This is a genomic window from Pseudomonas sp. NFR16, from assembly GCF_900108875.1.
Lineage (GTDB): Bacteria > Pseudomonadota > Gammaproteobacteria > Pseudomonadales > Pseudomonadaceae > Aquipseudomonas.
The window spans coordinates 361,408-383,476 of sequence record NZ_FNYJ01000002.1 but is presented as its reverse complement, the minus strand read 5'-3'; the positions used below and the strand labels follow the sequence as shown (position 1 = coordinate 383,476).

Here is a 22,069-nt window from a genome sequence, read left to right as displayed (position 1 = left end):
ATTCGCGCGTAGCCCCCGTAGCGTTTGGGCTCGAGCATTTGAAGCCGCAGTTTAAGGGCCGTGCAATGGCTGGGTATCAGCCTTGCGAATGATCAGGGACAGCGCGTCTTTCCATGACTAGATTTGCACTCTCCAGGTGTGAGCAGTGTCTGGCCCCCACAACAATAAGAGAGTTCGGCGCATGGACCATTCGACTCAGGCAAGGAACGCGTGGCGCGTTCTGTTTCTGCTGTTTCTCGCCAATCTGTTCAATTTCTTCGACCGAACCATCCCGGCAATCATCATCGAGCCCATCCGCAAGGAATGGCTGCTCAGCGATTTTCAACTCGGCATCATCGGCACCGCGTTCACGCTGGTTTACGCCATTGCCGGTCTGCCACTGGGGCGCATGGCTGACAATGGATCGCGGCGCAAGCTGATGGGCTGGGGGCTCGCGGTGTGGAGCGGGTTGACGGCCGTCAATGGGCTGGTCGGCAACTTCTGGGCATTCCTGCTGGTGCGCATGGGCGTCGGCATCGGCGAGGCCAGTTACGCCCCCGCCGCCAATTCACTGATCGGCGATCTGTTTCCGGCCCATCGTCGTGCTCGAGCGATGGGCATCTTCATGTTGGGCTTGCCGCTTGGGCTGTTATTGGCATTCTTCACCATCGGCGCGATGGTGCAGGCGTTCGGCAGCTGGCGAGCGCCATTTTTCATTGCCGCTGTGCCGGGGCTGGTGCTGGCCGTGTTCATGTTTTTCATCAGGGAGCCGGCCCGGGGCGCTGCGGAAAGCGTGGCGATGTCCCAGGAGAAAATCGACAAGCCGATCCGTCGGGTGCTGTCCATTCCGACGTTTCGCTGGCTGGTGCTGGCCGGACTGGCCTTCAACTTCGCGACCTATGCGTGCAACTCGTTCATGGTGCCCATGCTGCAGCGCTACTTTCTGCTGCCCTTGCAGGAAGCGGCGATGGCCACGGGCATGATCGTCGGCGTGACGGGCCTGATCGGGCTGACCGCAGGCGGCTGGGTTGCGGACAAACTGCATCAGCGCTGGACCAACGGCCGCCTGATGTTCGCTGCAGTGAGCATGGCGGTGGCGACGCTGTGCACGGGATACGCCTTGCATTCGGGGCGCATCGAGATCGGCGTTTTTGTCGGCGTGTTCAGCCTGGGCTGGCTGTTTTCCTATAACTTTTACACCTGTGTCTACACCGCAATCCAGGATGTCGTACAGCCGCGATTACGCGCGACGGCGATGGCGCTGTTCTTTGCCGGGCTGTATTTGCTGGGCGGAGGTCTGGGGCCGGTGGTTGTCGGACTGTTGTCAGACCATTTCGCTCATTCGGCGATGTACGCCGCGCAGGCCGAGCAGATGACCGAGCCGTTCAAGGCTGTCGGGCTGCATGACGCGATGTATCTGATTCCAGTGGCGCTGTCCTTCGCACTGGTGTTTCTGGCGCGGGCGTCGAAATGCTTCAGCCGCGACGCACAAAGCATGAGGGAAGGAATGGTAGCGGATGAGCCGGTGGGGCTGGGGGTGAAGCCGTCGGTGGCGTGATTTTCCGGTGTTCTACGGACCTGTAGGAGCGCGGCTTGTCCCGCGATCGACCGGGAACCGGTCGCAGAACCAAGCGGCACAGTTGTATCTGATACACCGTGCCCTCTGGTTTTACTTCCGCCTCGCGGAAGATCGCGGGACAAGCCACGCTCCTACAAAGGTTTGTGTTCGCCGCATTTGCGGCGAGGTGGTTTAACCCGCGACCAACACCCGAATCGCTTCCAGCCGCAGCGCGGCTTTGTCGAGCATGGCCAGACCCTGTTCGCGCTGTTCACGCAGGGCCGTCAGTTCGCTGTCGCGCACCGTCGGGTTCACGGCTTGCAGCGCGGTCAGACGTGCCAGCTCTTCATCGGTATCGGCAGCCAGACGACGCTGCGCCTCGGCCACGCGCTCGGCGTGTCTGGGCGCGATCTTGCTTTCCGCCGCATTGATCTGCGGGTTGAGCACATCGCGTTGTGCCTGGATGAACTTGTTGGCGCTGGCCCGTGGCACGCTTTCGAGCTGATCGTTCAAGGTGGTGAAAGAGACACGACCCGACAGATCGTTGCCATTGGCGTCCAGCAGGCAACGCAGTGCCGCGGGCGGCAAATAGCGACCCAGCTGCAGCGAACGCGGCGCGACGACTTCGCTGACGTACAGCAGCTCAAGCAGGACGGTGCCAGGCTTCAATGCCTTGTTTTTGATCAGCGCAACGGCGGTGTTGCCCATCGATCCGGACAGCACCAGGTCCATGCCGCCTTGCACCATCGGGTGCTCCCAGGTGATGAACTGCATGTCCTCGCGCGACAGCGCCTGATTGCGGTCGTAGGTGATGGTAACGCCTTCGTCGTCGCCCAGCGGGAAGCTGGCATCGAGCATTTTCTCGCTCGGCTTGAGGATCAGCGCATTCTCCGAATGGTCTTCGCTGTCGATGCCGAATGCGTCGAACAGGGTTTCCATGTAGATCGGCAGGGTGAACTGGTCGTCCTGCTCCAGGATCGCCTCGACCAGCGCCTCGCCTTCGCCCGCGCCGCCGGAGTTGAGCTCCAGCAGGCGGTCGCGACCGGTGTGCAGCTCACTTTCCAGGCGCTCACGCTCGGCACGCGCTTCGCTGACCAGCGCCTGCCAGTCGTCTTCGTCACCGCCTTCGAGCTGCGGCAACAGACGCGGACCGAACTGGTGCTGCAAGGCGTTGCCGGTCGGACAGGTGTTGAGGAAAGCGTTGAGCGCTTCGTGGTACCACTGGAACAGCCGCTCTTGCGGGCTGGTTTCCAGATAAGGCACGTGCAGTTCGATGACATGCTTCTGGCCGATCCGGTCCAGACGCCCGATGCGCTGCTCCAGCAGGTCGGGGTGTGAAGGCAGGTCGAACAGCACCAGGTGGTGGGAGAATTGGAAGTTACGGCCTTCGCTGCCGATTTCCGAACAGATCAGCACCTGCGCGCCGAATTCTTCATCGGCGAAATAGGCCGCCGCGCGGTCACGTTCAAGAATGTTCATGCCTTCGTGGAACACTGTGGCCGGGATGCCGGAGCGCACGCGCAGGGCGTCTTCCAGGTCCATCGCGGTCTCGGCGTGGGCGCAGATCACCAGCACTTTGACGCGCTTGAGCATCTTCAGCGTATCGATCAGCCAGTCGACGCGCGGGTCGAAGCGCCACCAGCGCTCTTCTTCGCTGGTCTCGCCTTGTGCCTGGAAGCTGACTTCCGGGTACAGGTCGGCATGCTCGCCAATCGGCAGCTCCAGGTATTCGGCAGGGCAGGGCAATGGATGCGGATGCAGCTTGCGTTCCGGAAAACCCTGCACGGCGGCGCGGGTGTTACGGAACAGCACGCGGCCGGTGCCGTGACGGTCCAGCAGCTCGCGGATCAGCCGGGCGCTCGCCTCTGTGTCGCCATCGGCCACGGCAGCGAGCAGTGCTTCACCTTCGGCGCCAAGGAAGCCGTGGATGGTCTTGTGCGCTTCGGGCGACAGCCGGCCCTGATCGAGCAGTTCCTGAACGGCTTCGGCCACCGGACGGTAATTTTCGCTCTCGGCGCGGAAGGCATGCAGGTCGTGGAAACGGTTGGGGTCAAGCAGGCGCAGACGCGCAAAATGGCTGTCTTGCCCCAGTTGCTCCGGGGTCGCGGTCAGCAGCAGAACGCCCGGAATCACCTCGGCCAGTTGCTCGACCAGCGAGTATTCGCGGCTCGCCTTGTCTTCGTGCCAGACCAGATGGTGCGCCTCGTCGACCACCAGCAGATCCCAGCCGGCCGCGAACAGCGCATCCTGAGCCTTCTCGTCTTCGACCAGCCATTCCAGCGACACCAGCGCCAGTTGCGTGTCTTCGAACGGGTTGCTGGCATCGCTTTCGAGGAAACGCTCGGCGTCGAACAGCGCAACTTGCAGGTTGAAGCGGCGGCGCATCTCCACCAGCCACTGATGCTGCAGGTTCTCCGGAACCAGAATCAGCACGCGGCTGGCGCGGCCTGACAGCAACTGGCGATGGATCACCAGACCGGCTTCGATGGTCTTACCCAGACCCACTTCGTCAGCCAGAAGTACACGCGGTGCGATCCGGTCGGCGACTTCCCGGGCGATGTGCAGCTGGTGGGCGATCGGCTGTGCACGAACGCCGCCCAGGCCCCACAGCGACGACTGCAGCAGGCGGCTGGTATGTTCCAGCGTGTGATAGCGCAGAGAGAACCAGGCCAGTGGGTCGATCTGGCCGGCGAACAGTCGGTCGCTCGCCAGACGGAACTGGATGAAGTTGGAAAGTTGGGTTTCGGGCAACGTCACAGCCTGGTTCTGGGCATTGAGGCCGTGATAGACCAGCAGGCCGTCGACGTCTTCGACTTCGCGAACGGTCATTTTCCAGTTCTCGAAGTGAGTGATAGTGTCACCCGGCGAGAAACGCACCCGCGTCAGCGGGGCATTGCGCAAAGCATACTGGCGGGTGTCGCCAGTGGCCGGATAGAGCACGGTCAATAAGCGGCCGTCCTGTGCCAGAACGGTGCCCAAACCCAGCTCGGCTTCGCTGTCGCTAATCCAGCGTTGCCCCGGTTGATACTGCTGCGCCATGCTGCCTGACTCCCGCCTTGAAAAAGCCGACTATGGTAACGGAACACGGCGCTCAGGCCAAAGATACATTGTAAATACGCCCGGATTTGTTGGGCTTTGGGCCTGATACCGGCACTTGTTGCGAAAAACATAGTCGAAACTTCCACTTCCAACGGCTCAAGTCGACGAAACGGCAGCCGACAGCTTGATAACAGGAGACCATTACCATGCTGCCACCGCTGATTCCTTTGAGCGCGGCCCCCGTGACGTCGCAGCTGGACCCGGTCAAGCCCACACCGGACATTCCGCCTGTGGCGCCGACGCAACCCAGTTCCAACGAAACCAACATTGACATGAGCGAACGCGATCGCGAGCAGGCCGAGCTGCTGCTGCGCGAAGAGCAACGCCGTCAGCAACGACGCCGCCGGGATCGTCGCGTGGCTGATCGTCATCCCGATCTCGAAGATGGGCCGGCCATTCCGGGCGAATCGTTGAATGCTGACAACACGGTGCCGGTGGTGCCGATCATCGATAACGAGCCGCGTCAGGGGCTGTGGGTGGATCTGAAGGTCTGACGCTGGTCAGCGCTGCCGTGATTGCGCATTATTGACAGCAACAGGCATTAAAGAGCGGTACATCCATGAGCGATGACGGAAAACTGGTAGACCTGAGCGTCGAGCGCGCCAAGCGCGTTCATGACCTTAATGACAAGCGGCTGAACGAAGTGCGACAGGCTTTCGAACAGGCGATGCCGCTGGGCAAGGGCAAGAAAAAGTCGAAGAACAAACCGAAGAAACGCTGAATTCCTCCCGCCTGCAAAGCGGGTCGGCCCGGCATCATTTGCGATGTCCTGCGGCATTGACCTGCGTCAACACTCCTCGATATGCGTCCGGTTAGTCTGCACCCATCGAACAGGGTCAAGCAGGAGGCGCGCTCATGTTTCTCGACCACGCAGTGATCGCCGGCGTCATGACAGTAGGTCTGATGGTGGTGTTATTTGCAGGCTATGGACTGTTCATCTGGAGAGACTCACCCAGGCGCGGCAAAGAGTGAGTGCCGATACAAAGAGCACGCAAGGCATTTCGGGCAGCCTCGGTTGCCCATTTTTTTGTGCGCTGATTCCTCAGTTGAACAAAGCGAGCGCCGTTCAGGACGTCGTCTGACAGCGCCCGCTTCGGTCATTCAACCCACGGTGATCGGCGGCAACTCGGCGAGACTCACGGTCTGTTCCTTGCGCGGGGCGAGGATCTCGGCTTCGCCCTCGACCACCAATTCATCGTGCTGGTTGAACACGTTGGTGGCGATGCGCACGCGGAATTTCGGCAGCTTTTCGAGGATCTCCAGGCGCACGGTCAGCGTATCGCCAATCTTCACCGGTTTCTGAAAACTCATCTTCTGACCCAGGTAAATCGTGCCCGGACCAGGCAGCTCGCAGGCCACTGCCGCGCTGATCAACGCGCCGCTGAACATCCCGTGAGCGATACGATCCTTGAACATGGTCTTGGCCGCGAACTCGGCATCCAGATGCACCGGGTTGCGGTCACCGGACATTTCGGCGAACAGCTGAATGTGGCGCTCTTCGACGGTCTTGCTGTAGCTCGCGGTCTGGCCGACTTCAAGGGCCTCGTACGGCGTGTTGGTGACATGTGTCATGTTGCGGTCCTGTAACGTGAATAGAAAAAAGAAAAGATGAAAAATCCTGACCGGTCACTCGCTGCGGCGCGGTCGCGGCTGTTCCAGCGCTTGTTCGAGCCAGGCGAGTAAATCATGAGTGACGGCCTGGCGGTTGGTCTCGTTGAGGATTTCATGACGCGCCTGCGGGTAGATCCTCAGTGCCACGGCATGATGATCGGTACCGGTCAGGGCGTCGGCCAGATCCTTGAGACGCTTGCCATCGCTGACCGGATCACATTCGCCGCCCATGATCAGAATCGGCAGGCTTTTGTCGATCTGCGCCAGGTTGGAACGCTTGCTGATCTGCTGGAGGCCACCGAGCATGTCCAGCCAGAACTGATTGGTGCATCGGAATCCGCAGAGCGGATCGCTGATGTAGCGGTCCACTTCCTGTGGGTCGCGGCTCAGCCAGTCGAATGGCGTGCGTACCGGCTTGAAGCGTTTGTTGAAGGAGCCGAACGAGAGGAATTCGATCAGTGCACTGCGGCCTGTTGCGCCCTGACGCCAGCGTTCGAAGCGTGCCACCAGTCTGGCGCTCCGGTAAAGCGAGACCGGCTGGAAATTCGAGCCGCTCAAGATCGCGCCTTGCAGGCTTGCGCTGTGATGCATCAGGTAAGCCTGAGCGACGTAGCTGCCCATGCTGTGACCCAGGAGAAACACCGGCACGTCGGGATGCTTCTGCGCAATCGAGGCGTTCAGCGTGGCCAGATCGCCGACCACTTTGCTCCAGCCGTCCCGATCGGCGTAGTGGCCGGGCAGTCCCTCCGATGCCGTCCGGCCGTGGCCGCGCTGATCGTGTGCATACAGTGCGAAGCTTGCCTGGGTCAGCGCCTCGGCCAAACGTTCGTATCGCCCGCTGTGCTCGGCCATGCCATGGGACAGCATCACCACCGCTCTGGCCGGTCCGTCAGGTGCCCAGGCGTTGACAAAGAAACGGCTGTGGTCGCTGGCGTCCAGCCAATAGGCTTCATGGTTCATGGCGTTTCCCTGGCCTTGTAAGAATTTGTCATGAAAATTGCGCGGCGAGCGCCTCGCATCAGTGTATAGCCGTTGCCAGATGGCGGTCTTGTCACTCACAAGATTCACGTCATTGATGACGGCCCGCGGCGTATTTGCCTTCTGCGCGTTAGCTGCTAACGTCCGGCGAACGCCCGTTTAAAAACCATTGGGCCAGCACTCTCAGGTAAGAGGATAAAAACAACATGCAACCTGACTTCTGGAACGACAAGCGCCCGGCTGGCGTCCTCTCCGAGGTGGACCTTCACGCGTACAAGTCAGTGGTCGAGGTGTTCGAGCGCAGTTGCCGGAAGTACGCCGACCGCCCGGCCTACAGCAACATGGGCGTGACGTTGACGTACGCCGAACTCGAGCGCCAGTCCGCGGCCTTTGCCGGCTACCTGCAACAGCAGACCGAACTCAAACCGGGCGACCGCATTGCCGTGCAGATGCCCAACCTGATCCAGTACCCCATAGCGGTGTTCGGTGCGATGCGCGCCGGTTTGATTGTCGTCAATACCAACCCGCTGTACACCGCCCGCGAAATGCGCCATCAGTTCAAGGACGCCGGGGTGCGGGCGCTGGTTTACCTGAACGTCTTCGGCAAGCACGTCGAAGAAGTGCTGCCCGATACCGACATCCAGTACCTGATCGAAGTGAAAATGGGCGACATGCAGTCGCCAGCCAAGGGCTGGTTGATCAACACCGTGGTCGAGAAGATCAAGAAGATGGTGCCCGAGTACCACCTGCCGCAGGCCGTCTCGTTCAAACGTGTGCTCAAACTGGGGCGCGGCGATCATCTGCAGCAAGTGACACGGGGGCTGGATGATGTTGCGGTGTTGCAATACACCGGCGGCACCACCGGGTCGCCCAAGGGCGCGATGCTGACCCACGGCAATCTCGTGGCGAACATGCAGCAGGTTTATGCCTGCATGCTGCAGCACGGCGCCGATGGCTCGCCAATCTTCAAACAGGGCAGCGAAATCATGATTGCGCCGCTGCCGATGTACCACATCTACGCCTTCACCTGTAACTGCATGTGCATGATGGTCAGCGGCAATCACAACGTGCTGATCACCAACCCCCGAGACATCAGCGGCTTCATCAAAGAGCTGAAGAAGTGGAGGTTCTCGGCGATGCTCGGCCTCAACACGTTGTTCGTCGCGCTGATGGATCACCCTGAGTTCAAGACCCTGGATTTCTCCACGTTGCGCCTGACCAACTCAGGCGGTACGGCGCTGGTGAAAGCCACGGCCGAGCGCTGGCTGCAGTTGACAGGCTGCCCGATCGTGGAAGGCTACGGGCTGACCGAAACATCCCCCGTGGCCACCGCCAACCCCTACGGCGACAAGTCCAGGCTGGGCACCGTCGGAATGCCGGTACCGGGCACCACCGCGAAGGTGATCGATGACCAAGGCGTGGAACTGCCGGTGGGCGAGCGTGGCGAGCTGTGTCTCAAAGGTCCGCAGATCATGCTGGGTTACTGGCACAAGCCTGACGCCACAGCCGAGGTGCTCGACAGCGAAGGCTGGCTCAAGACCGGCGACATCGCCGTGATCGACCCCGATGGCTTTATCCGCATCGTCGATCGCAAGAAGGACATGATCATCGTCTCCGGCTTCAACGTTTATCCCAACGAAATTGAAGACGTTGTCTCGCGCCATCCCAAAGTCGCCAACTGCGCGGTGATCGGCGTCCCGGACGAGCGCTCGGGCGAGGCCGTGAAGCTGTTCGTCGTGCCCAGGGACGCAAGCCTGACGAGCGACGAACTCAAGGCGTACTGCAAGGAAAACTTCACCGGCTATAAAATCCCCAAACAGATCGTGCTGCGCGAGTCGTTGCCGATGACGCCGGTGGGGAAAATCCTGCGGCGAGAGCTTCGCGAAACCGCATAAGAAGGTCTGGCAAGAGAAAGGCGTGTCGCGAGGCACGCTTTTTTTTGCGTGCAATAAACGGTTGTCGCTGCAAGCCTGTGGCCCTTGAATTCATTCGCCAGACGTCGATGCGGGGGCTATAGCTAAAGAGGTGCAGATCCAGCTGAACCGTCGCGAATGCATCTGCTGTGCGCCGTGTTTGATCGAGTCAGACCGGGGCGTTAAAAGCAGGCGTTTTCGACATTTAGGTTCATTGCTCTAAATGTGACCAAGGTATATTCAAGAGTCATTTATGTGACTGTAGGGGCCGCTTTTGGCCCTAGTCGGCCTTTGGCAAAGCTGCTACGCTCGGCCCGCTTTTTGTCCAGTCGATAGACAAAACGCAGTGGCTACACCATTCCAAACACAAGAAATCATCGCATGAGCGGTGTGTAGAAACGCTGTCGCTGAGGAGTCGGCTTCCATGATCGAAAACTTCTGGAAGGATAAATATCCGGCTGGTATCGCTGCCGATATCGATCCGGACCAGTATCCAAACGTTCAGGCGGTATTGAAACAGTCCTGCGAGCGTTTCGCCAACAAACCTGCCTTCAGCAACCTGGGCAAGACCCTCACTTATGGTGAGATGTACGCGCTGTCCGGGGCGTTTGCCGCCTGGCTGCAGCACCACACCGACTTGCAACCGGGCGACCGGATCGCCGTGCAGCTGCCGAACGTGCTGCAGTACCCGATCGCCGTGTTCGGTGCCATCCGCGCCGGGCTGATCGTCGTCAACACCAACCCGCTGTACACCGCGCGGGAAATGGAACACCAGTTCAACGATTCCGGCGCCAAGGCTCTGGTATGCCTGGCGAACATGGCGCATCTGGCAGAAAAGGTCGTGCCCAAGACCGGCGTCAAACATATCATCGTCACGGAAGTCGCCGACCTGCTGCCGCCGCTCAAGCGGGTGCTGGTCAACAGCGTCATCAAGTACGTGAAGAAGATGGTGCCGCCGTTTCACTTGCCCAAGGCCGTCAAGTTCAATGACGTGCTGGCGAAGGGGCACGGCCAGCCGGTCCAGGACGCGGCGCCGAAGAGCGATGACGTTGCCGTCCTGCAATACACCGGCGGCACGACCGGCGTTGCCAAAGGCGCGATGCTGACCCACCGCAACCTGATCGCCAACATGTTGCAGTGCAAGGCGTTGATGGGTTCCAACCTCAACGAAGGCAGCGAAATCCTCATCACGCCGCTGCCGCTTTATCACATCTACGCGTTCACCTTTCATTGCATGTCGATGATGCTGAGCGGCAACCACAACGTCCTGATCAGCAACCCCCGCGACCTGTCGGCGATGGTCAAGGAGTTGTCGAAATGGAAGTTCACCGGCTTTGTAGGGTTGAACACGTTGTTCGTGGCGTTGTGCAGTAATGCAGACTTCCGCAGTCTGGATTTTTCCTCGCTGAAACTCACACTGTCCGGCGGCATGGCGCTGCAACAGGCGGCCGCAGAGCGCTGGAAAGAAGTGACCGGTTGCTCGATCTGCGAAGGTTACGGCATGACCGAAACCAGCCCGGTGGCGACGGTGAATCCGATTCAGAAAATCCAGATGGGCACCATCGGCATTCCGGTTCCGTCGACGCTGTGCAAAACCATCAATGACGCGGGCGAAGAGCTGCCGTTCGGGGAAGTCGGCGAGTTGTGCGTCAAGGGCCCGCAGGTCATGAAAGGCTACTGGCAGCGCCAGGAAGCCACCGATGAAATGCTCGACGCCGAGGGCTGGTTGAAGACCGGTGATATCGCGGTGATTCAGCCCGACGGCTATATGCGCATCGTCGATCGTAAGAAGGACATGATTCTCGTGTCTGGCTTTAACGTGTATCCCAACGAACTCGAAGACGTGCTGGCCACGCTCCCGGGCGTGATGCAGTGCGCGGCGATTGGTGTGCCGGACGAAAAGTCGGGCGAAGCGATCAAGATTTTCGTGGTCGTCCGGCCGGGCATGACACTCACCAAAGAGCTGGTGATGGAGCACATGCGCGCGAATGTCACGGCGTACAAAGTGCCCCGCAGCGTCGAATTCCGCGATGCCTTGCCGACCACCAATGTCGGCAAGATCCTGCGCCGCGAACTGCGTGATGAAGAACTGAAAAAACTGGCGCTGAAAAAACCCGCGTAAGTGCTACATCACCAACAGACCCCGCCATCGTGCGGGGTTTGTTTTTTCTAGCTGCGCAGTCTTTGCAGGAGCGTGGCTTGTCCCGCGATCTGCCGGGACCGGCAGCAAATGCTGTCGACTCGGTGTGTCTGATGCGGCCGGATCTACCGGTTCGGCTGCCGCTGCGCGTCAGATCGCGGGACAAGCCACGCTCCTACAGACACTGGGGTATATCAGTGGATATGCATCCCGACCCCCAAATCTGCGACAATCCGCGCCCTGCATCCAGATAGAAAAGACTTCCCGCCCTGATGACCGACGAATCGACCTCAATCGACCAACTGTTGAAAAGCCTTGACCACGCGATGATCAGTGATCGTCATCGCTTGCGTCGTCAGTTGCATGAGCTGCGCAAGAATCCCGACGAGGCGAAGTTGGCGCAGTGGGTCGAGCGTGTGCAGGCGTCGTGCGCGCGGGTCGCCACTCGCAAGCAAAGCGTGCCGTCGATTCGCTACGACGAAAATCTGCCCATCGCGGCCAAGCGCGATGAAATCAAAGAGGCCCTGCTCAAACACCAGGTGCTGATCATCGCGGGCGAGACCGGCTCGGGCAAGACCACCCAGCTGCCGAAAATCTGCCTGGAAATCGGCCGCGGTCAGCACGGTCTGATTGGTCACACCCAGCCCCGCCGGATCGCTGCCCGCAGCGTCGGCAGCCGGGTCGCGGAAGAAATCGGTACGCCGTTGGGCGCGCTGGTGGGATATCAGGTGCGCTTTGAAGACCAGAGTGATGAAAACACCCTGATCAAGTTGATGACCGACGGCATCCTGCTCGCCGAAACCCAGCATGACCGCTTTCTCGAACGCTACGACACGATCATTGTCGACGAGGCCCACGAGCGCAGCCTGAACATCGATTTCCTGCTGGGCTACCTGAAAACCCTGCTGCCGCGTCGCCCGGATCTGAAGATCATCATCACCTCCGCGACCATCGACCTTGAGCGCTTCTCCGCGCATTTCGACAACGCGCCGATCATCGAAGTCTCCGGTCGCACCTTTCCGGTCGACACCTGGTACAGGCCGTTGACCGCCGAGCAGGATGAAGAGGGCAATAGCGTCGAGGAGGACCTGACCGTCGATCAGGCGATTCTTGCCACGCTCGACGAACTGGCGGCCTTCGAGCGCAGTGAACGCAAGTCGCCAGGCGACGTGCTGGTGTTTCTGCCCGGCGAGCGTGAAATTCGCGATGCCGCCGAAATGCTGCGCAAAGCGCAGCTCCGACACACCGAAATCCTGCCGTTGTATGCGCGACTGTCGCCAGCCGAACAACAACGGATTTTCCAGTCGCATCCGGGACGTCGCGTGGTGCTGGCGACCAACGTCGCCGAAACCTCGCTGACCGTGCCCGGCATCCGCTACGTGATTGACACGGGCACTGCGCGCATCAGCCGCTACAGTTATCGCGCCAAGGTCCAGCGGCTGCCCATCGAAGCCATTTCCCAGGCCAGTGCCAACCAGCGCAAGGGCCGATGCGGCCGTGTCGAGCCAGGGTTATGCGTGCGCCTGTACAGCGAGGAAGATTTCCTCTCACGTCCTGAGTTCACCGATCCCGAGATTCTTCGCACAAACCTGGCAGCCGTCATCCTGCAGATGCTGCACCTGCGTCTGGGCCAGATCACTGATTTTCCGTTCATCGAGCCGCCGGATGGCAAAGCCATCAGCGATGGTTTCAACCTGCTGCAAGAGCTGTCGGCGGTCAACCGCGAGAACCAGCTGACGCCACTGGGGCGCCAACTGGCGCGCCTGCCCGTGGACCCGCGCATGGGCCGCATGCTGCTGGAGGCCGCGAAGCAGGGCAGCTTGCAGGAAGTGCTGATCGTCGCCAGCGCCATGTCGATTCAGGATCCGCGGGAACGTCCGCCGGAACGCCAGCAGGCGGCCGATCAGGCTCATGCGCAGTGGAAAGATCAGGATTCGGACTTCGCCGGGCTGGTCAATCTGTGGCGTGGATTCGAGGAGCAGCGCCAGGCGCTGACCGCCAGCCCGTTGCGCAACTGGTGTCGGCGCAACTTCCTCAACTACCTGCGCCTGCGTGAGTGGCGTGACTCTCACCGTCAGTTGAGCCTGATCTGCCGCGACCTGCAGTTGACCGTCAACAAGGACCCAGCCGACTACCCGAAATTCCACAAGGCCGTGCTGTCAGGCCTGTTGAGCCAGATTGGCCAGAAGACCGAAGAAGGCGATTACCTGGGCGCGCGTCAGCGACGGTTCTGGGTGCATCCGTCCTCGGGTCTTGGCAGAAAACGCCCGCAATGGATCATGGCCGCCGAACTGGTGGAGACCACCAAGCTCTACGCGCGAATGGTCGCCAAGATCGAGCCAGACTGGATCGAGCCGCTGGCCGGGCATCTGGTCAAGAAGAACCATTTCGAGCCTCACTGGGAGAAAAAGCGCGGGCAAGTCGTGGCCTTCGAGCAGATCACCTTGTTCGGCCTGATCGTCGTTGGCCGGCGTCCCGTGCACTTCGGGCCGATCGATCCGGTGGTTTCCCGCGAGCTCTTCATCCGTGAAGGGCTGGTGCGTGGCGAGATTCAGTCGCGGGCCAAATGCCTGAGCGCCAACACGCGCCTGCTCGAGCAGCTCGACGAGCTCGAAGCCAAGGCGCGGCGCCGTGACATTCTCGCTGACGAGGAAACGCTGTTCCGGTTCTACGACGAGCGACTGCCTGCCGAAATCCACCAGACGGCGACGTTCGACGCCTGGTATCGCATGGAAAGCCAGAAGAACCCGCAATTGCTGATCATGCGCGAGGAAGACGTGCTGGCCCGCGAGGCCAGCGAAGTCACCGCCAATCAGTACCCGGACACGCTGCGCCTGGGCGATCTGACCCTGCCGCTGACGTATCACTTCGAGCCCAATCATCCGCGCGATGGCGTGACGTTGCGCGTGCCGGCGCCGTTGCTGTTGTCGTTGCCGGCCGAGCGGCTGGAGTGGCTAGTGCCTGGGCTGTTGGAGACCAAATGTGTCGCGCTGGTGCGCAATCTGCCCAAAGCGCTGCGCAAGAATTTCGTGCCGGTGCCTGATTTCGTCAAGGCCGCGCTGCAGCGCATGGTGTTCGCCGACGGCTCGCTGCCGCACGCATTGGGCCGCGAGCTGTTGCGCATGACCGGCGCACGGGTGTCCGACGACGCCTGGGCCGAGGCGGCGCAACAGCTCGAAAGCCATTTGAAAATGAATCTTGAAGTGGTCGACGCCAACGGCAAGTTCCTCGGCGAAGGTCGTGATCTGGATGAGCTGACCGCGCGTTTTGCCGAGGCCGGCCAAGCCGCCCTCGCGGTGCCGCAGTCGGCCAGAAGTCAGCAACCCGTCGAAGCCAAGGGCTTCGCGGCCGTCGCGGAAAAGACCCAGCAGAACATCGCCGGGTTGTCGATGACGGTCTACCCGGCGCTGGTCGAAGAAAACGGCACGGTCAAAGAGGGCCGTTTTTCGACCCAGACCGAAGCCGAGTATCAGCATCGTCGGGCCCTGCAACGCCTGCTGTTGCAGCAGTTGGCCGAGCCTGCAAAATTCCTGCGCAGCAAACTGCCGGGTCAGACCGAGCTTGCGTTGCTGTATCGCGACATGGGCCGGGTCGACGCACTGATCGAAGACATTCTGCTGGCGAGCCTGGACACCTGCATCCTGGAGGGCGAGGCCAGTCTGCCTCGCGACGGCGCCGGGCTGATGTCGCTGGCCGAGCGCAAGCGCGGGGCGCTGACCGAGCATGCCGAGCGGCTGGCGAAGCTGACGCTGGAAATTCTCAAGCTCTGGCATGGCCTGCAAAAGCGCTTCAAGGGCAAGATCGATCTGGCTCAGGCCGTTGCGCTCAACGACATCAAGGCGCAACTGGGCAAGCTGGTGTATCCGGGATTCGTGCGTGAAACCCCGGCACAGTGGCTCAAAGAGCTGCCGCGCTACCTCAAAGCCATTGAGCTGCGACTGGAGAAACTGGGCAGTCAGGTGCAGAAAGACCGGGTCTGGAGCATTGAGCTGGGCAACCTCTGGGCGCAGTACCAGACTCGCGCCGACAAGCATGCCCAGGAAGGCAAGCGCGACGACGAACTGGTGACCTATCGCTGGTGGCTCGAGGAGTATCGCGTCTCGCTGTTCGGCCAGCAGTTGGGAACGAAGGTGCCGATTTCCGACAAGCGCCTGAGTAAACAGTGGGCGGCGGTAGAGGGATGATTCTGTTTGCGGTTATCTGAATCACCAACGGCTCCAGAGTCAGCTCTCAGCGAGATTAACGGGCTGCCGTTCAGTGCATCGATAGCGCCAAATCCCGGCCGTTATGGCAAACTTCGCGGCTAAAACCTCAAAGCGTCACCCATATTGATCTCCCGTATACGGGGGAATTTATCGTTGCATTGGTACTGTCGTTCCAAAACAGCCAGGACCATGCTTGCGCAGGCGACTTGTCTGCTGCCATCCAAGAGAGAGGAACGACCGTGTACGACGTCGTGATCAGTGGGACCGGACTTTTCACCCCGGCCAACAGCATTTCAAACGATGAACTGGTGCAGTCTTTCAACACCTACGTCGCGCAGTTCAACGCAGAGAATGCCGCTGCTATCGAAGCGGGTGACGTTCAACCGCTGACCGAATCCAGCGCCGCGTTCATCGAGAAGGCCAGTGGTATCAAGAGCCGCTTCGTCATGGACAAGGACGGCATTCTCGACCCGCAGCGCATGAAGCCGCGCCTGCCCGAGCGCTCCAACGATGAGTGGTCGATCCTCTGTCAGATGGGTGTGGCCGCTGCCGAACAAGCCTTGCAGCGCGCCGGCAGAACTGCTGCTGACATCGACGGCGTGATCGTCGCCTGTTCCAACCTGCAGCGTGCGTACCCGGCAATTTCGATCGAAATCCAGTCGGCGCTGGGTGTTCAGGGTTTCGGTTTCGACATGAACGTCGCCTGCTCGTCGGCCACCTTCGGCATCCAGACCGCGTGCAACAGCGTCAAGCTGGGCCAGGCCCGCGCGCTGCTGGTGATCAGTCCGGAAATCTGCACTGCGCATCTGAATTTCCGCGACCGTGACAGCCACTTCATTTTCGGTGACGCGGCGACGGCGGTCGTGGTTGAGCGCGCAGATCTGGCGACTTCCGCGCATCAATTCGAGATCGTCAGCACCAAGCTGCTGACCACGTTCTCCAACAATATCCGCAACAACTTCGGCTTCCTCAATCGCACGGCGGAAGAGGGTGAAGGCAAGCCGGACAAACTGTTCGTGCAGGAAGGTCGCAAGGTCTTTCGCGACGTCTGCCCGATGGTGGCTGAACTGGTGGCGGCGCATTTGGACGAAACCAGTCTGAATGTCAGCGACGTGAAGCGTTTCTGGCTGCATCAGGCGAACCTGAGCATGAACCACCTGATCGTGAAAAAACTGCTCGGGCGTGACGCCTCCGTCGAAGAAGCTCCGGTCATTCTCGACAGCTATGCCAATACCAGCTCGGCAGGTTCGGTGATCGCATTCCACACATATCAGGACGATCTGCCAGCCGGCGCGCTCGGCGTGTTGAGCTCGTTTGGCGCGGGCTATTCGATTGGCAGTGTGATTCTGCGCAAGAAGTGATGCGCCCTGCATGACCGCGGTCGATGAGGCAGGGTTGTCCGGCGTATCGCCTGACGACAAAAAAGCCCGGCGCTGACCTGTCGGAACGGATGATGGGGATCCGACAGGGCAACGGCGGGCTGGAAGTCTGGAGCGCTTCAGGCGACGGGAGCGGGCCGCCTGGAGTGTGTCACCGGGTAGTCAGACGCGGCCTGGTTTAGAACTTGGCCATGACGTCCAGTTGCAGCGTGTTGGCATCCTTGTCGCGTTGATTGCGCGGAGCGGCCTGTGCGGCGGCGTTGGCGAAGTCAGCTTTGGTCAGGAAGTACGTCGCGCCGACCGAGAAGTTCTTGTCGATGTCGTAGGAAACGCCCAGTTTGTGACCGCGCGAACCGGTGGTGCCGTTGGCGAAGTCGGAGTCGGTGAAGGCGCCAACCACTGCGTTACGCTGAGTATCGCGATAGTTGTAGTCCAGACCGAAGCCGAACACCTTGGTCTTCACACCTGCCAGCCACGCCGTGTCTTCGTCGCTGTCGGTGGCGCTGTTGACCACGTATTGACCGTACAGGCTGACCGGCACTGCCAGACCGGTGAAGTCCAGTTGACCGAAGCCTTCATACAGGCGGAAGTCGTTGGTGTCGTTGCCGTTGATGTTCAAGCCGCAGAACGTGGTCGAGGTGCTTGCCGCTGCCGGGTTACAGTCGTTGGCGTTTTCGTACTGATACACCGAACCGCCGACGGTCATCTTGGCGTTGTCAGTGACGGCGATGCGCGTGCCCAGTTGCGCGGCATTCAAGCGCAAGTCGTTCTTGAATTGAGTGCCTTCACCGCTGATGTTGTCTTTGAGGGTGTAGGTACCAGCGCTGCCGAACAGCTCAAAGCCCTTGGTGACCGGCAAGCTGTAAGTGGCTGCAAGACCTTCAGGGTTGATGTCGTTATCCCAGATCACGTCGCCTTCGCTGACCCACGGCTGAGCCATCTTGCCGCCGATGATGTGCAGGTTCTGGATGGCGGTCGGGTGGTAGTCGATGTAGCCCTGATCCAGCCACAGGTCTTTCTTGGTGAAGTAGTCGTTCTGGTCGACGTTGGTGGAGTTGGCCTTGTTGTCGCCACCGGTGGCAATACGGATACCGGTGCTGACTTGCGGGTTGATGTCGGTATACGCACCCAGACGAACACGGATACGCTGACGGTTGCGATCCTGGCTGTTGTTCTGGTCGTCGATCTTGACGGTTTCCTGGCGAACGCGAACGTCGCCCTTGAATTGAGTCTTGGCGGCCCATGCCACTTTCTGTTCGAACGCGGACAGCTCCGAAGATTTTGCGGCGGAAGCGGCTGCGATCTGGTCAGCGGTCGCTTTCTGCGCTTGTTGTTGAGCCAGCTGGTCCTTGGCGAGCTCTGATTGCAGCTCGGCATACTGGGCAGGTGAAATCGAGCCGTTGGCCTTGAGCATGTCGAGCAGTTTCGCGTCGACTGCGGCGCTGGCCGGTACACTCATGGCCAGCAGCAGCCCGCCACACAGGGCTGCCGCAGTTTTCGTGGAAGCAAGACGCATATCAATCTCCGTAAATGAGAAGGATGACTAAGCCATCCAGGGAACAACCGACCATTGGCGGGCGGGAAGAATCGAAGTTTTTAGAACCGGGGGCTCTAAAAACAGGCGCCAGTATTACGGCCGTTTATGACAGGGGGATGGCTATGTGATGGCATGTCGATGACATGTGGGAAATCTGTTGAACCCGCGAGCTAGAGCGGTGTCGTGGGTAAATTCATGTGCAAACGTCTTCGATCAGTGATATTGCGCAAACGTTGGCGTGAAGACCGGGAGCAGCAAGATGTCGTTACATCGATTGGATAGGTTGTCGGATCTGGCGTCCGAAGAATGGGACGCGCTGATACCTGGCGACTCACCGTTTTTGCGCCACGCTTTTCTCAGTTCGCTTGAAGACAGTGGCAGCCTCGGGCCCCGTTCCGGTTGGCGTGCAGAGCACTTGCTGCACTACGAAGGTGAGCGGTTGATCGCCGCATTGCCGAGCTACCGCAAGTGGCATTCCTATGGCGAGTACGTTTTCGATCACGCCTGGGCCGACGCCTGCCGCCGCGCAGGCATCGCCTATTACCCCAAGTTGCTGGTAGCCGTGCCATTCAGCCCGGTCGGCGGGCCACGGCTGCTGGCGAAGACGCCCGAAGATGGCCGCGAGTTGCTGGCTTGCCTGCCCGGTTATGCGGAAGCTGAAGAACTGTCCAGCGTGCACGTGAACTTCACCGATCCGATGACCGACAGCCTGCTCGCCGAGCAGCAGGGCTGGCTGCAGCGCATCGGCTGTCAGTACCACTGGCAGAACCGCGGCTATCGCGACTTTCAGGATTTTCTGGACGCGTTGAGTTCACGCAAGCGCAAGCAGATGCGCAAGGAGCGTGAGCAGGTGGCGGGGCAGGGTTTCGAGTTCGAATGGCTGCAAGGTCATGAGCTCAGCGAGGCTCATTGGGACTTTGTCTACGCATGCTATTCGAACACCTACGAAGTGCGTGGTCAGGCGCCCTACCTGACGCGGGCGTTCTTCAGCCTGTTGGCCGAGCGCATGCCCGAGGCAATCCGCGTGGTGCTGGCGAGACAGGGCGCACGCCCCGTGGCGATGGCGTTCAGCCTGATCGGCGGCGACAGTTTTTACGGTCGTTACTGGGGCTGCCTGGCAGAGTTCGATCGGCTGCATTTCGAGACATGTTTCTACCAGGGCATGGACTTCGCCATCGCCGAAGGCTTCAAGCGATTCGATGCCGGCGCGCAGGGCGAGCACAAACTGATTCGCGGGTTCGAGCCGGTCATCACCCATTCATGGCACTACCTCGCGCACCCCGGTTTGCGTGAAGCGGTGGCGGACTTCCTGCAACAGGAACGCGCCGGCATCCTGGCCTACGCCGAAGAAGCAAGAAGCGCGCTGCCTTATCGGCAGGCGGATTGATACCTTCACGGCCCCCACGATTCGGCGGCGTAATACTCAACGCCTTCCCGGCTAAAGCCGGTCCTACGAAAAGCTCGCAGCGTCGGTAGGACAGGCTTCAACCGGGAAGTGGGCGCTGCATCCGGCGGGAATGCAGCGGTTGGAAAACAGCCTTCGCGAGCGAGCTCACTCCTACAGGTCATGTGTTCAGCAAGACAGTCAGTACAAGTGGCGGGCCATGGGGGGAATGTGCTTGCTCATGACGCCTTGCAATTCAGCGGTGTAACACTGGACGCCTTCCCGACTAAAGCCGGTCCTGCGAAAAGCTCGCAGCGTCGGTAGGACCGGCTTTAGCCGGGAAGAGGCGAGGGCACCCGGGGGAGAGGCAGCGGTTGCTCCCATCTTCGTGTGCACGTCCAACACCGCGGATTTTCGTGCGCGTCAATCCACTCCGACAAACCCGCCGGTCTGGTGCGCCCAGAGGCGTGCGTACAGCCCTTTGTGCGCGAGCAGTTCCGAATGGGTTCCGCTTTCGGCAATGTGGCCATTTTCAAGCACGACCAGCCGATCCATTTTCGCGATGGTCGACAGCCGGTGCGCGATGGCAATCACCGTCTTGCCTTGCATGAGCGTCTCCAGACTCTCCTGAATCGCTGCTTCGACCTCCGAGTCCAGCGCCGAAGTGGCTTCGTCCATGATCAGAATCGGCGCGTCCTTGAGCAGCACGCGCGTGATCGCGATGCGCTGGCGCTGACCGCCGGAAAGCTTCACGCCTCGTTCGCCGACGTGGGCATCCAGACCGGTGCGGCCTTCGGAGTCCGACAACAGCGGGATGAACTCGTCGGCTCGTGCCTTGCGCATGGCTTCCCACAGCTCGGCATCGGTTGCATTAGGTTTGCCGTAAAGCAGGTTGTCGCGAATCGAGCGATGCAGCAGTGATGTATCTTGCGTGATCATGCCGATATGCGAGCGCAGGCTTTCCTGAGCGACGTGGGAAATGTCCTGATCGTCAATCAGAATTCGACCGCCTTGTACGTCGTAAAGGCGCAGCAGCAGGTTCACCAATGTCGATTTACCGGCACCGGAAGGTCCGATCAGGCCAATCTTCTCACCTGCTCTGATGTTCAGATTCAGGCCGTGAATCACGCCTTTGTTCTTGCCGTACTGGAACTGCAGATCCTCGAATTTCACCTCGCCACGGCTGACCGAAAGCTTCGGTGCGGCCTCGCGATCCGTCACGCCGACAGGCTGCGAAATGCTTTGCAGACCGTCCTGCACCATGCCGATGTTTTCGAAGATGCCGTTGACCACCCACATGATCCAGCCGGACATGTTGACGATACGAATGACCAGACCGGTCGCCAGGGCGATAGCACCGACGGAGATCATCGACTGGCTCCACAGCCACAGTGCCAGCCCGGTGGTCCAGACGATCAGGATGCCGTTGAGCGTTGTGATCACCGTGTCCATCTCGGTAATCACACGGCCTGCCAGTTGAGTCTTCTCGGTCTGCTCGCTGATGGCCTCGCGGGCGTATTGCTGCTCGGAATTGGTGTGGGCGAACAGCTTGAGCGTGGTGATGTTGGTGTAGCCGTCGACGATGCGGCCCATCAGTTTCGAACGGGCGTCGGAGGACACCACCGAGCGCGCCTTGACCCGCGGCACGAAGTACCAGAGCGCAAGGATGAAGCCGAGAATCCAGCTCAGCAGCGGAATCATCAGACGCCAGTCGGCTTCGGCAAACAGCACCAGCGCGCCGATCGAATAGATCAGCACGTGCCACATCGCGTCCACCGTCTGCACTGCGGAGTCGCGCAATGCATTCCCGGTTTGCACGATGCGCTGAGCGATGCGCCCGGCGAAGTCGTTCTGGAAGAAGTTCAGGCTCTGCTTGAGCACGTAACTGTGGTTTTGCCAGTTGATCATGCTGGTCATGCCGGGGCTGATGGTCTGATGCACCAACAGGTCGTGCAGCGCGACGAAAATCGGCCGCAGAACCAGCGCGACGACGACCATCCAGGTCAGCTCAAGCGCGTGATCACTGAAGAAATTCGGGTTCGGCGCCCCTTGCGCCAGATCGATGATGCGACTGAGGTAACTGAACAGCGACACCTCGATCAGCGCTCCGATCAGGCCGACCACCAACAGCGCTACGAAGCTGGGCCAGACCTGACGCAGGTAGTAGACGTAGAACGACATGACGGTGTTGGGAGGAGCGGCGGTGGGCGCGTCGCGGAAGATATCGATCAATTGTTCAAAACGACGATAGAGCATTGGCTATGACGCCCACGCTTGAGCGGGCTC

The 22,069-nt window shown here is 60.4% G+C and carries 14 protein-coding genes; 9 read left to right on the top strand and 5 right to left on the bottom strand.

Annotation, left to right across the window (positions count from 1 at the left end):
• The first annotated feature begins 181 nt into the window (after positions 1–181).
• Positions 182–1,537 carry a spinster family MFS transporter gene (locus BMZ10_RS10450; RefSeq protein WP_093461066.1) on the top strand — a complete coding sequence of 452 codons (1,356 nt, stop codon included), beginning with the start codon at positions 182–184 and terminating at the stop codon, positions 1,535–1,537.
• A 192-nt stretch (positions 1,538–1,729) separates the two neighbouring features.
• Here the strand turns inward: BMZ10_RS10450 and rapA are convergent, their stop codons facing one another.
• Positions 1,730–4,576, bottom strand: coding sequence for an RNA polymerase-associated protein RapA (rapA, locus tag BMZ10_RS10445; protein ID WP_093461063.1), 2,847 nt, complete (start codon positions 4,574–4,576; stop codon positions 1,730–1,732).
• Positions 4,577–4,782: 206 nt separating this feature from the next.
• Between rapA and BMZ10_RS10440 the strand changes: the two genes are divergently transcribed.
• The 3 genes from BMZ10_RS10440 to ccoM all read left to right on the top strand — a co-directional run bounded on the left by BMZ10_RS10440 (position 4,783) and on the right by ccoM (position 5,608).
• On the top strand, positions 4,783–5,130 hold the full coding sequence (locus BMZ10_RS10440) for an aspartate-semialdehyde dehydrogenase (RefSeq protein ID WP_093461060.1): 348 nt from the start codon (positions 4,783–4,785) through the stop codon (positions 5,128–5,130).
• A 65-nt stretch (positions 5,131–5,195) separates the two neighbouring features.
• Positions 5,196–5,357, top strand: coding sequence for a hypothetical protein (locus BMZ10_RS27715; RefSeq protein WP_093461057.1), 162 nt, complete (start codon positions 5,196–5,198; stop codon positions 5,355–5,357).
• Between the two features lie 134 nt (positions 5,358–5,491).
• Positions 5,492–5,608, top strand: coding sequence for a cytochrome c oxidase subunit CcoM (gene ccoM / locus BMZ10_RS28095; protein ID WP_305729101.1), 117 nt, complete (start codon positions 5,492–5,494; stop codon positions 5,606–5,608).
• Positions 5,609–5,737: 129 nt separating this feature from the next.
• Here the strand turns inward: ccoM and BMZ10_RS10430 are convergent, their stop codons facing one another.
• Positions 5,738–6,208 carry a MaoC family dehydratase gene (locus BMZ10_RS10430; RefSeq protein ID WP_093461054.1) on the bottom strand — a complete coding sequence of 157 codons (471 nt, stop codon included), beginning with the start codon at positions 6,206–6,208 and terminating at the stop codon, positions 5,738–5,740.
• A gap of 54 nt (positions 6,209–6,262) precedes the next feature.
• Positions 6,263–7,207 (bottom strand): alpha/beta hydrolase, encoded by a 945-nt coding sequence (locus tag BMZ10_RS10425; protein WP_093461052.1) that lies wholly within the window; start codon positions 7,205–7,207, stop codon positions 6,263–6,265.
• Positions 7,208–7,431: 224 nt separating this feature from the next.
• Here BMZ10_RS10425 and fadD2 point away from each other — a divergent pair, with 224 nt between their 5' ends.
• The 4 genes from fadD2 (at position 7,432) to BMZ10_RS10405 (ending at position 16,844) form a co-directional block, all read left to right on the top strand.
• Entirely contained in the window at positions 7,432–9,120 is a 1,689-nt protein-coding gene (fadD2, locus tag BMZ10_RS10420; RefSeq protein WP_093461050.1) for a long-chain-fatty-acid--CoA ligase FadD2, read from the top strand.
• 442 nt (positions 9,121–9,562) lie between these two features.
• On the top strand, positions 9,563–11,260 hold the full coding sequence (gene fadD1, locus BMZ10_RS10415; RefSeq protein WP_093461048.1) for a long-chain-fatty-acid--CoA ligase FadD1: 1,698 nt from the start codon (positions 9,563–9,565) through the stop codon (positions 11,258–11,260).
• Positions 11,261–11,550: 290 nt separating this feature from the next.
• Positions 11,551–15,462 carry an ATP-dependent RNA helicase HrpA gene (hrpA, locus tag BMZ10_RS10410; protein ID WP_093461046.1) on the top strand — a complete coding sequence of 1,304 codons (3,912 nt, stop codon included), beginning with the start codon at positions 11,551–11,553 and terminating at the stop codon, positions 15,460–15,462.
• 260 nt (positions 15,463–15,722) lie between these two features.
• A complete protein-coding gene (locus tag BMZ10_RS10405; RefSeq protein ID WP_093461044.1) occupies positions 15,723–16,844 on the top strand; it encodes a beta-ketoacyl-ACP synthase III in 1,122 nt (373 codons plus the stop codon).
• A 196-nt stretch (positions 16,845–17,040) separates the two neighbouring features.
• Here the strand turns inward: BMZ10_RS10405 and BMZ10_RS10400 are convergent, their stop codons facing one another.
• Positions 17,041–18,378: a putative porin gene (locus BMZ10_RS10400; RefSeq protein WP_093461042.1), complete on the bottom strand. Its 1,338-nt coding sequence runs from the start codon at positions 18,376–18,378 to the stop codon at positions 17,041–17,043.
• 280 nt (positions 18,379–18,658) lie between these two features.
• On the opposite strand from BMZ10_RS10400, the gene BMZ10_RS10395 reads away from it, so the two are divergent.
• Complete coding sequence (locus BMZ10_RS10395; RefSeq protein ID WP_093461039.1) at positions 18,659–19,786, top strand: GNAT family N-acetyltransferase; 1,128 nt, start codon at positions 18,659–18,661, stop codon at positions 19,784–19,786.
• A 420-nt stretch (positions 19,787–20,206) separates the two neighbouring features.
• On the opposite strand, the gene BMZ10_RS10390 is transcribed toward BMZ10_RS10395, so the two are convergent.
• Complete coding sequence (locus BMZ10_RS10390; protein WP_093461037.1) at positions 20,207–22,039, bottom strand: ABC transporter ATP-binding protein; 1,833 nt, start codon at positions 22,037–22,039, stop codon at positions 20,207–20,209.
• Positions 22,040–22,069: the final 30 nt, after the last annotated feature.

What these genes read in the sequence shown, in the direction of transcription:
- ccoM (WP_305729101.1), top strand. Translation starts at nt 5,492, where the DNA reads ATGTTTCTCGACCACGCAGTGATCGCCGGCGTCATGACAGTAGGTCTG.
- BMZ10_RS10400 (WP_093461042.1), bottom strand. Translation starts at nt 18,378, where the DNA reads ATGCGTCTTGCTTCCACGAAAACTGCGGCAGCCCTGTGTGGCGGGCTG.
- fadD1 (WP_093461048.1), top strand. Translation starts at nt 9,563, where the DNA reads ATGATCGAAAACTTCTGGAAGGATAAATATCCGGCTGGTATCGCTGCC.
- BMZ10_RS27715 (WP_093461057.1), top strand. Translation starts at nt 5,196, where the DNA reads ATGAGCGATGACGGAAAACTGGTAGACCTGAGCGTCGAGCGCGCCAAG.
- BMZ10_RS10395 (WP_093461039.1), top strand. Translation starts at nt 18,659, where the DNA reads ATGTCGTTACATCGATTGGATAGGTTGTCGGATCTGGCGTCCGAAGAA.
- hrpA (WP_093461046.1), top strand. Translation starts at nt 11,551, where the DNA reads ATGACCGACGAATCGACCTCAATCGACCAACTGTTGAAAAGCCTTGAC.
- BMZ10_RS10425 (WP_093461052.1), bottom strand. Translation starts at nt 7,207, where the DNA reads ATGAACCATGAAGCCTATTGGCTGGACGCCAGCGACCACAGCCGTTTC.
- fadD2 (WP_093461050.1), top strand. Translation starts at nt 7,432, where the DNA reads ATGCAACCTGACTTCTGGAACGACAAGCGCCCGGCTGGCGTCCTCTCC.
- BMZ10_RS10440 (WP_093461060.1), top strand. Translation starts at nt 4,783, where the DNA reads ATGCTGCCACCGCTGATTCCTTTGAGCGCGGCCCCCGTGACGTCGCAG.
- BMZ10_RS10390 (WP_093461037.1), bottom strand. Translation starts at nt 22,039, where the DNA reads ATGCTCTATCGTCGTTTTGAACAATTGATCGATATCTTCCGCGACGCG.
- BMZ10_RS10430 (WP_093461054.1), bottom strand. Translation starts at nt 6,208, where the DNA reads ATGACACATGTCACCAACACGCCGTACGAGGCCCTTGAAGTCGGCCAG.
- rapA (WP_093461063.1), bottom strand. Translation starts at nt 4,576, where the DNA reads ATGGCGCAGCAGTATCAACCGGGGCAACGCTGGATTAGCGACAGCGAA.
- BMZ10_RS10450 (WP_093461066.1), top strand. Translation starts at nt 182, where the DNA reads ATGGACCATTCGACTCAGGCAAGGAACGCGTGGCGCGTTCTGTTTCTG.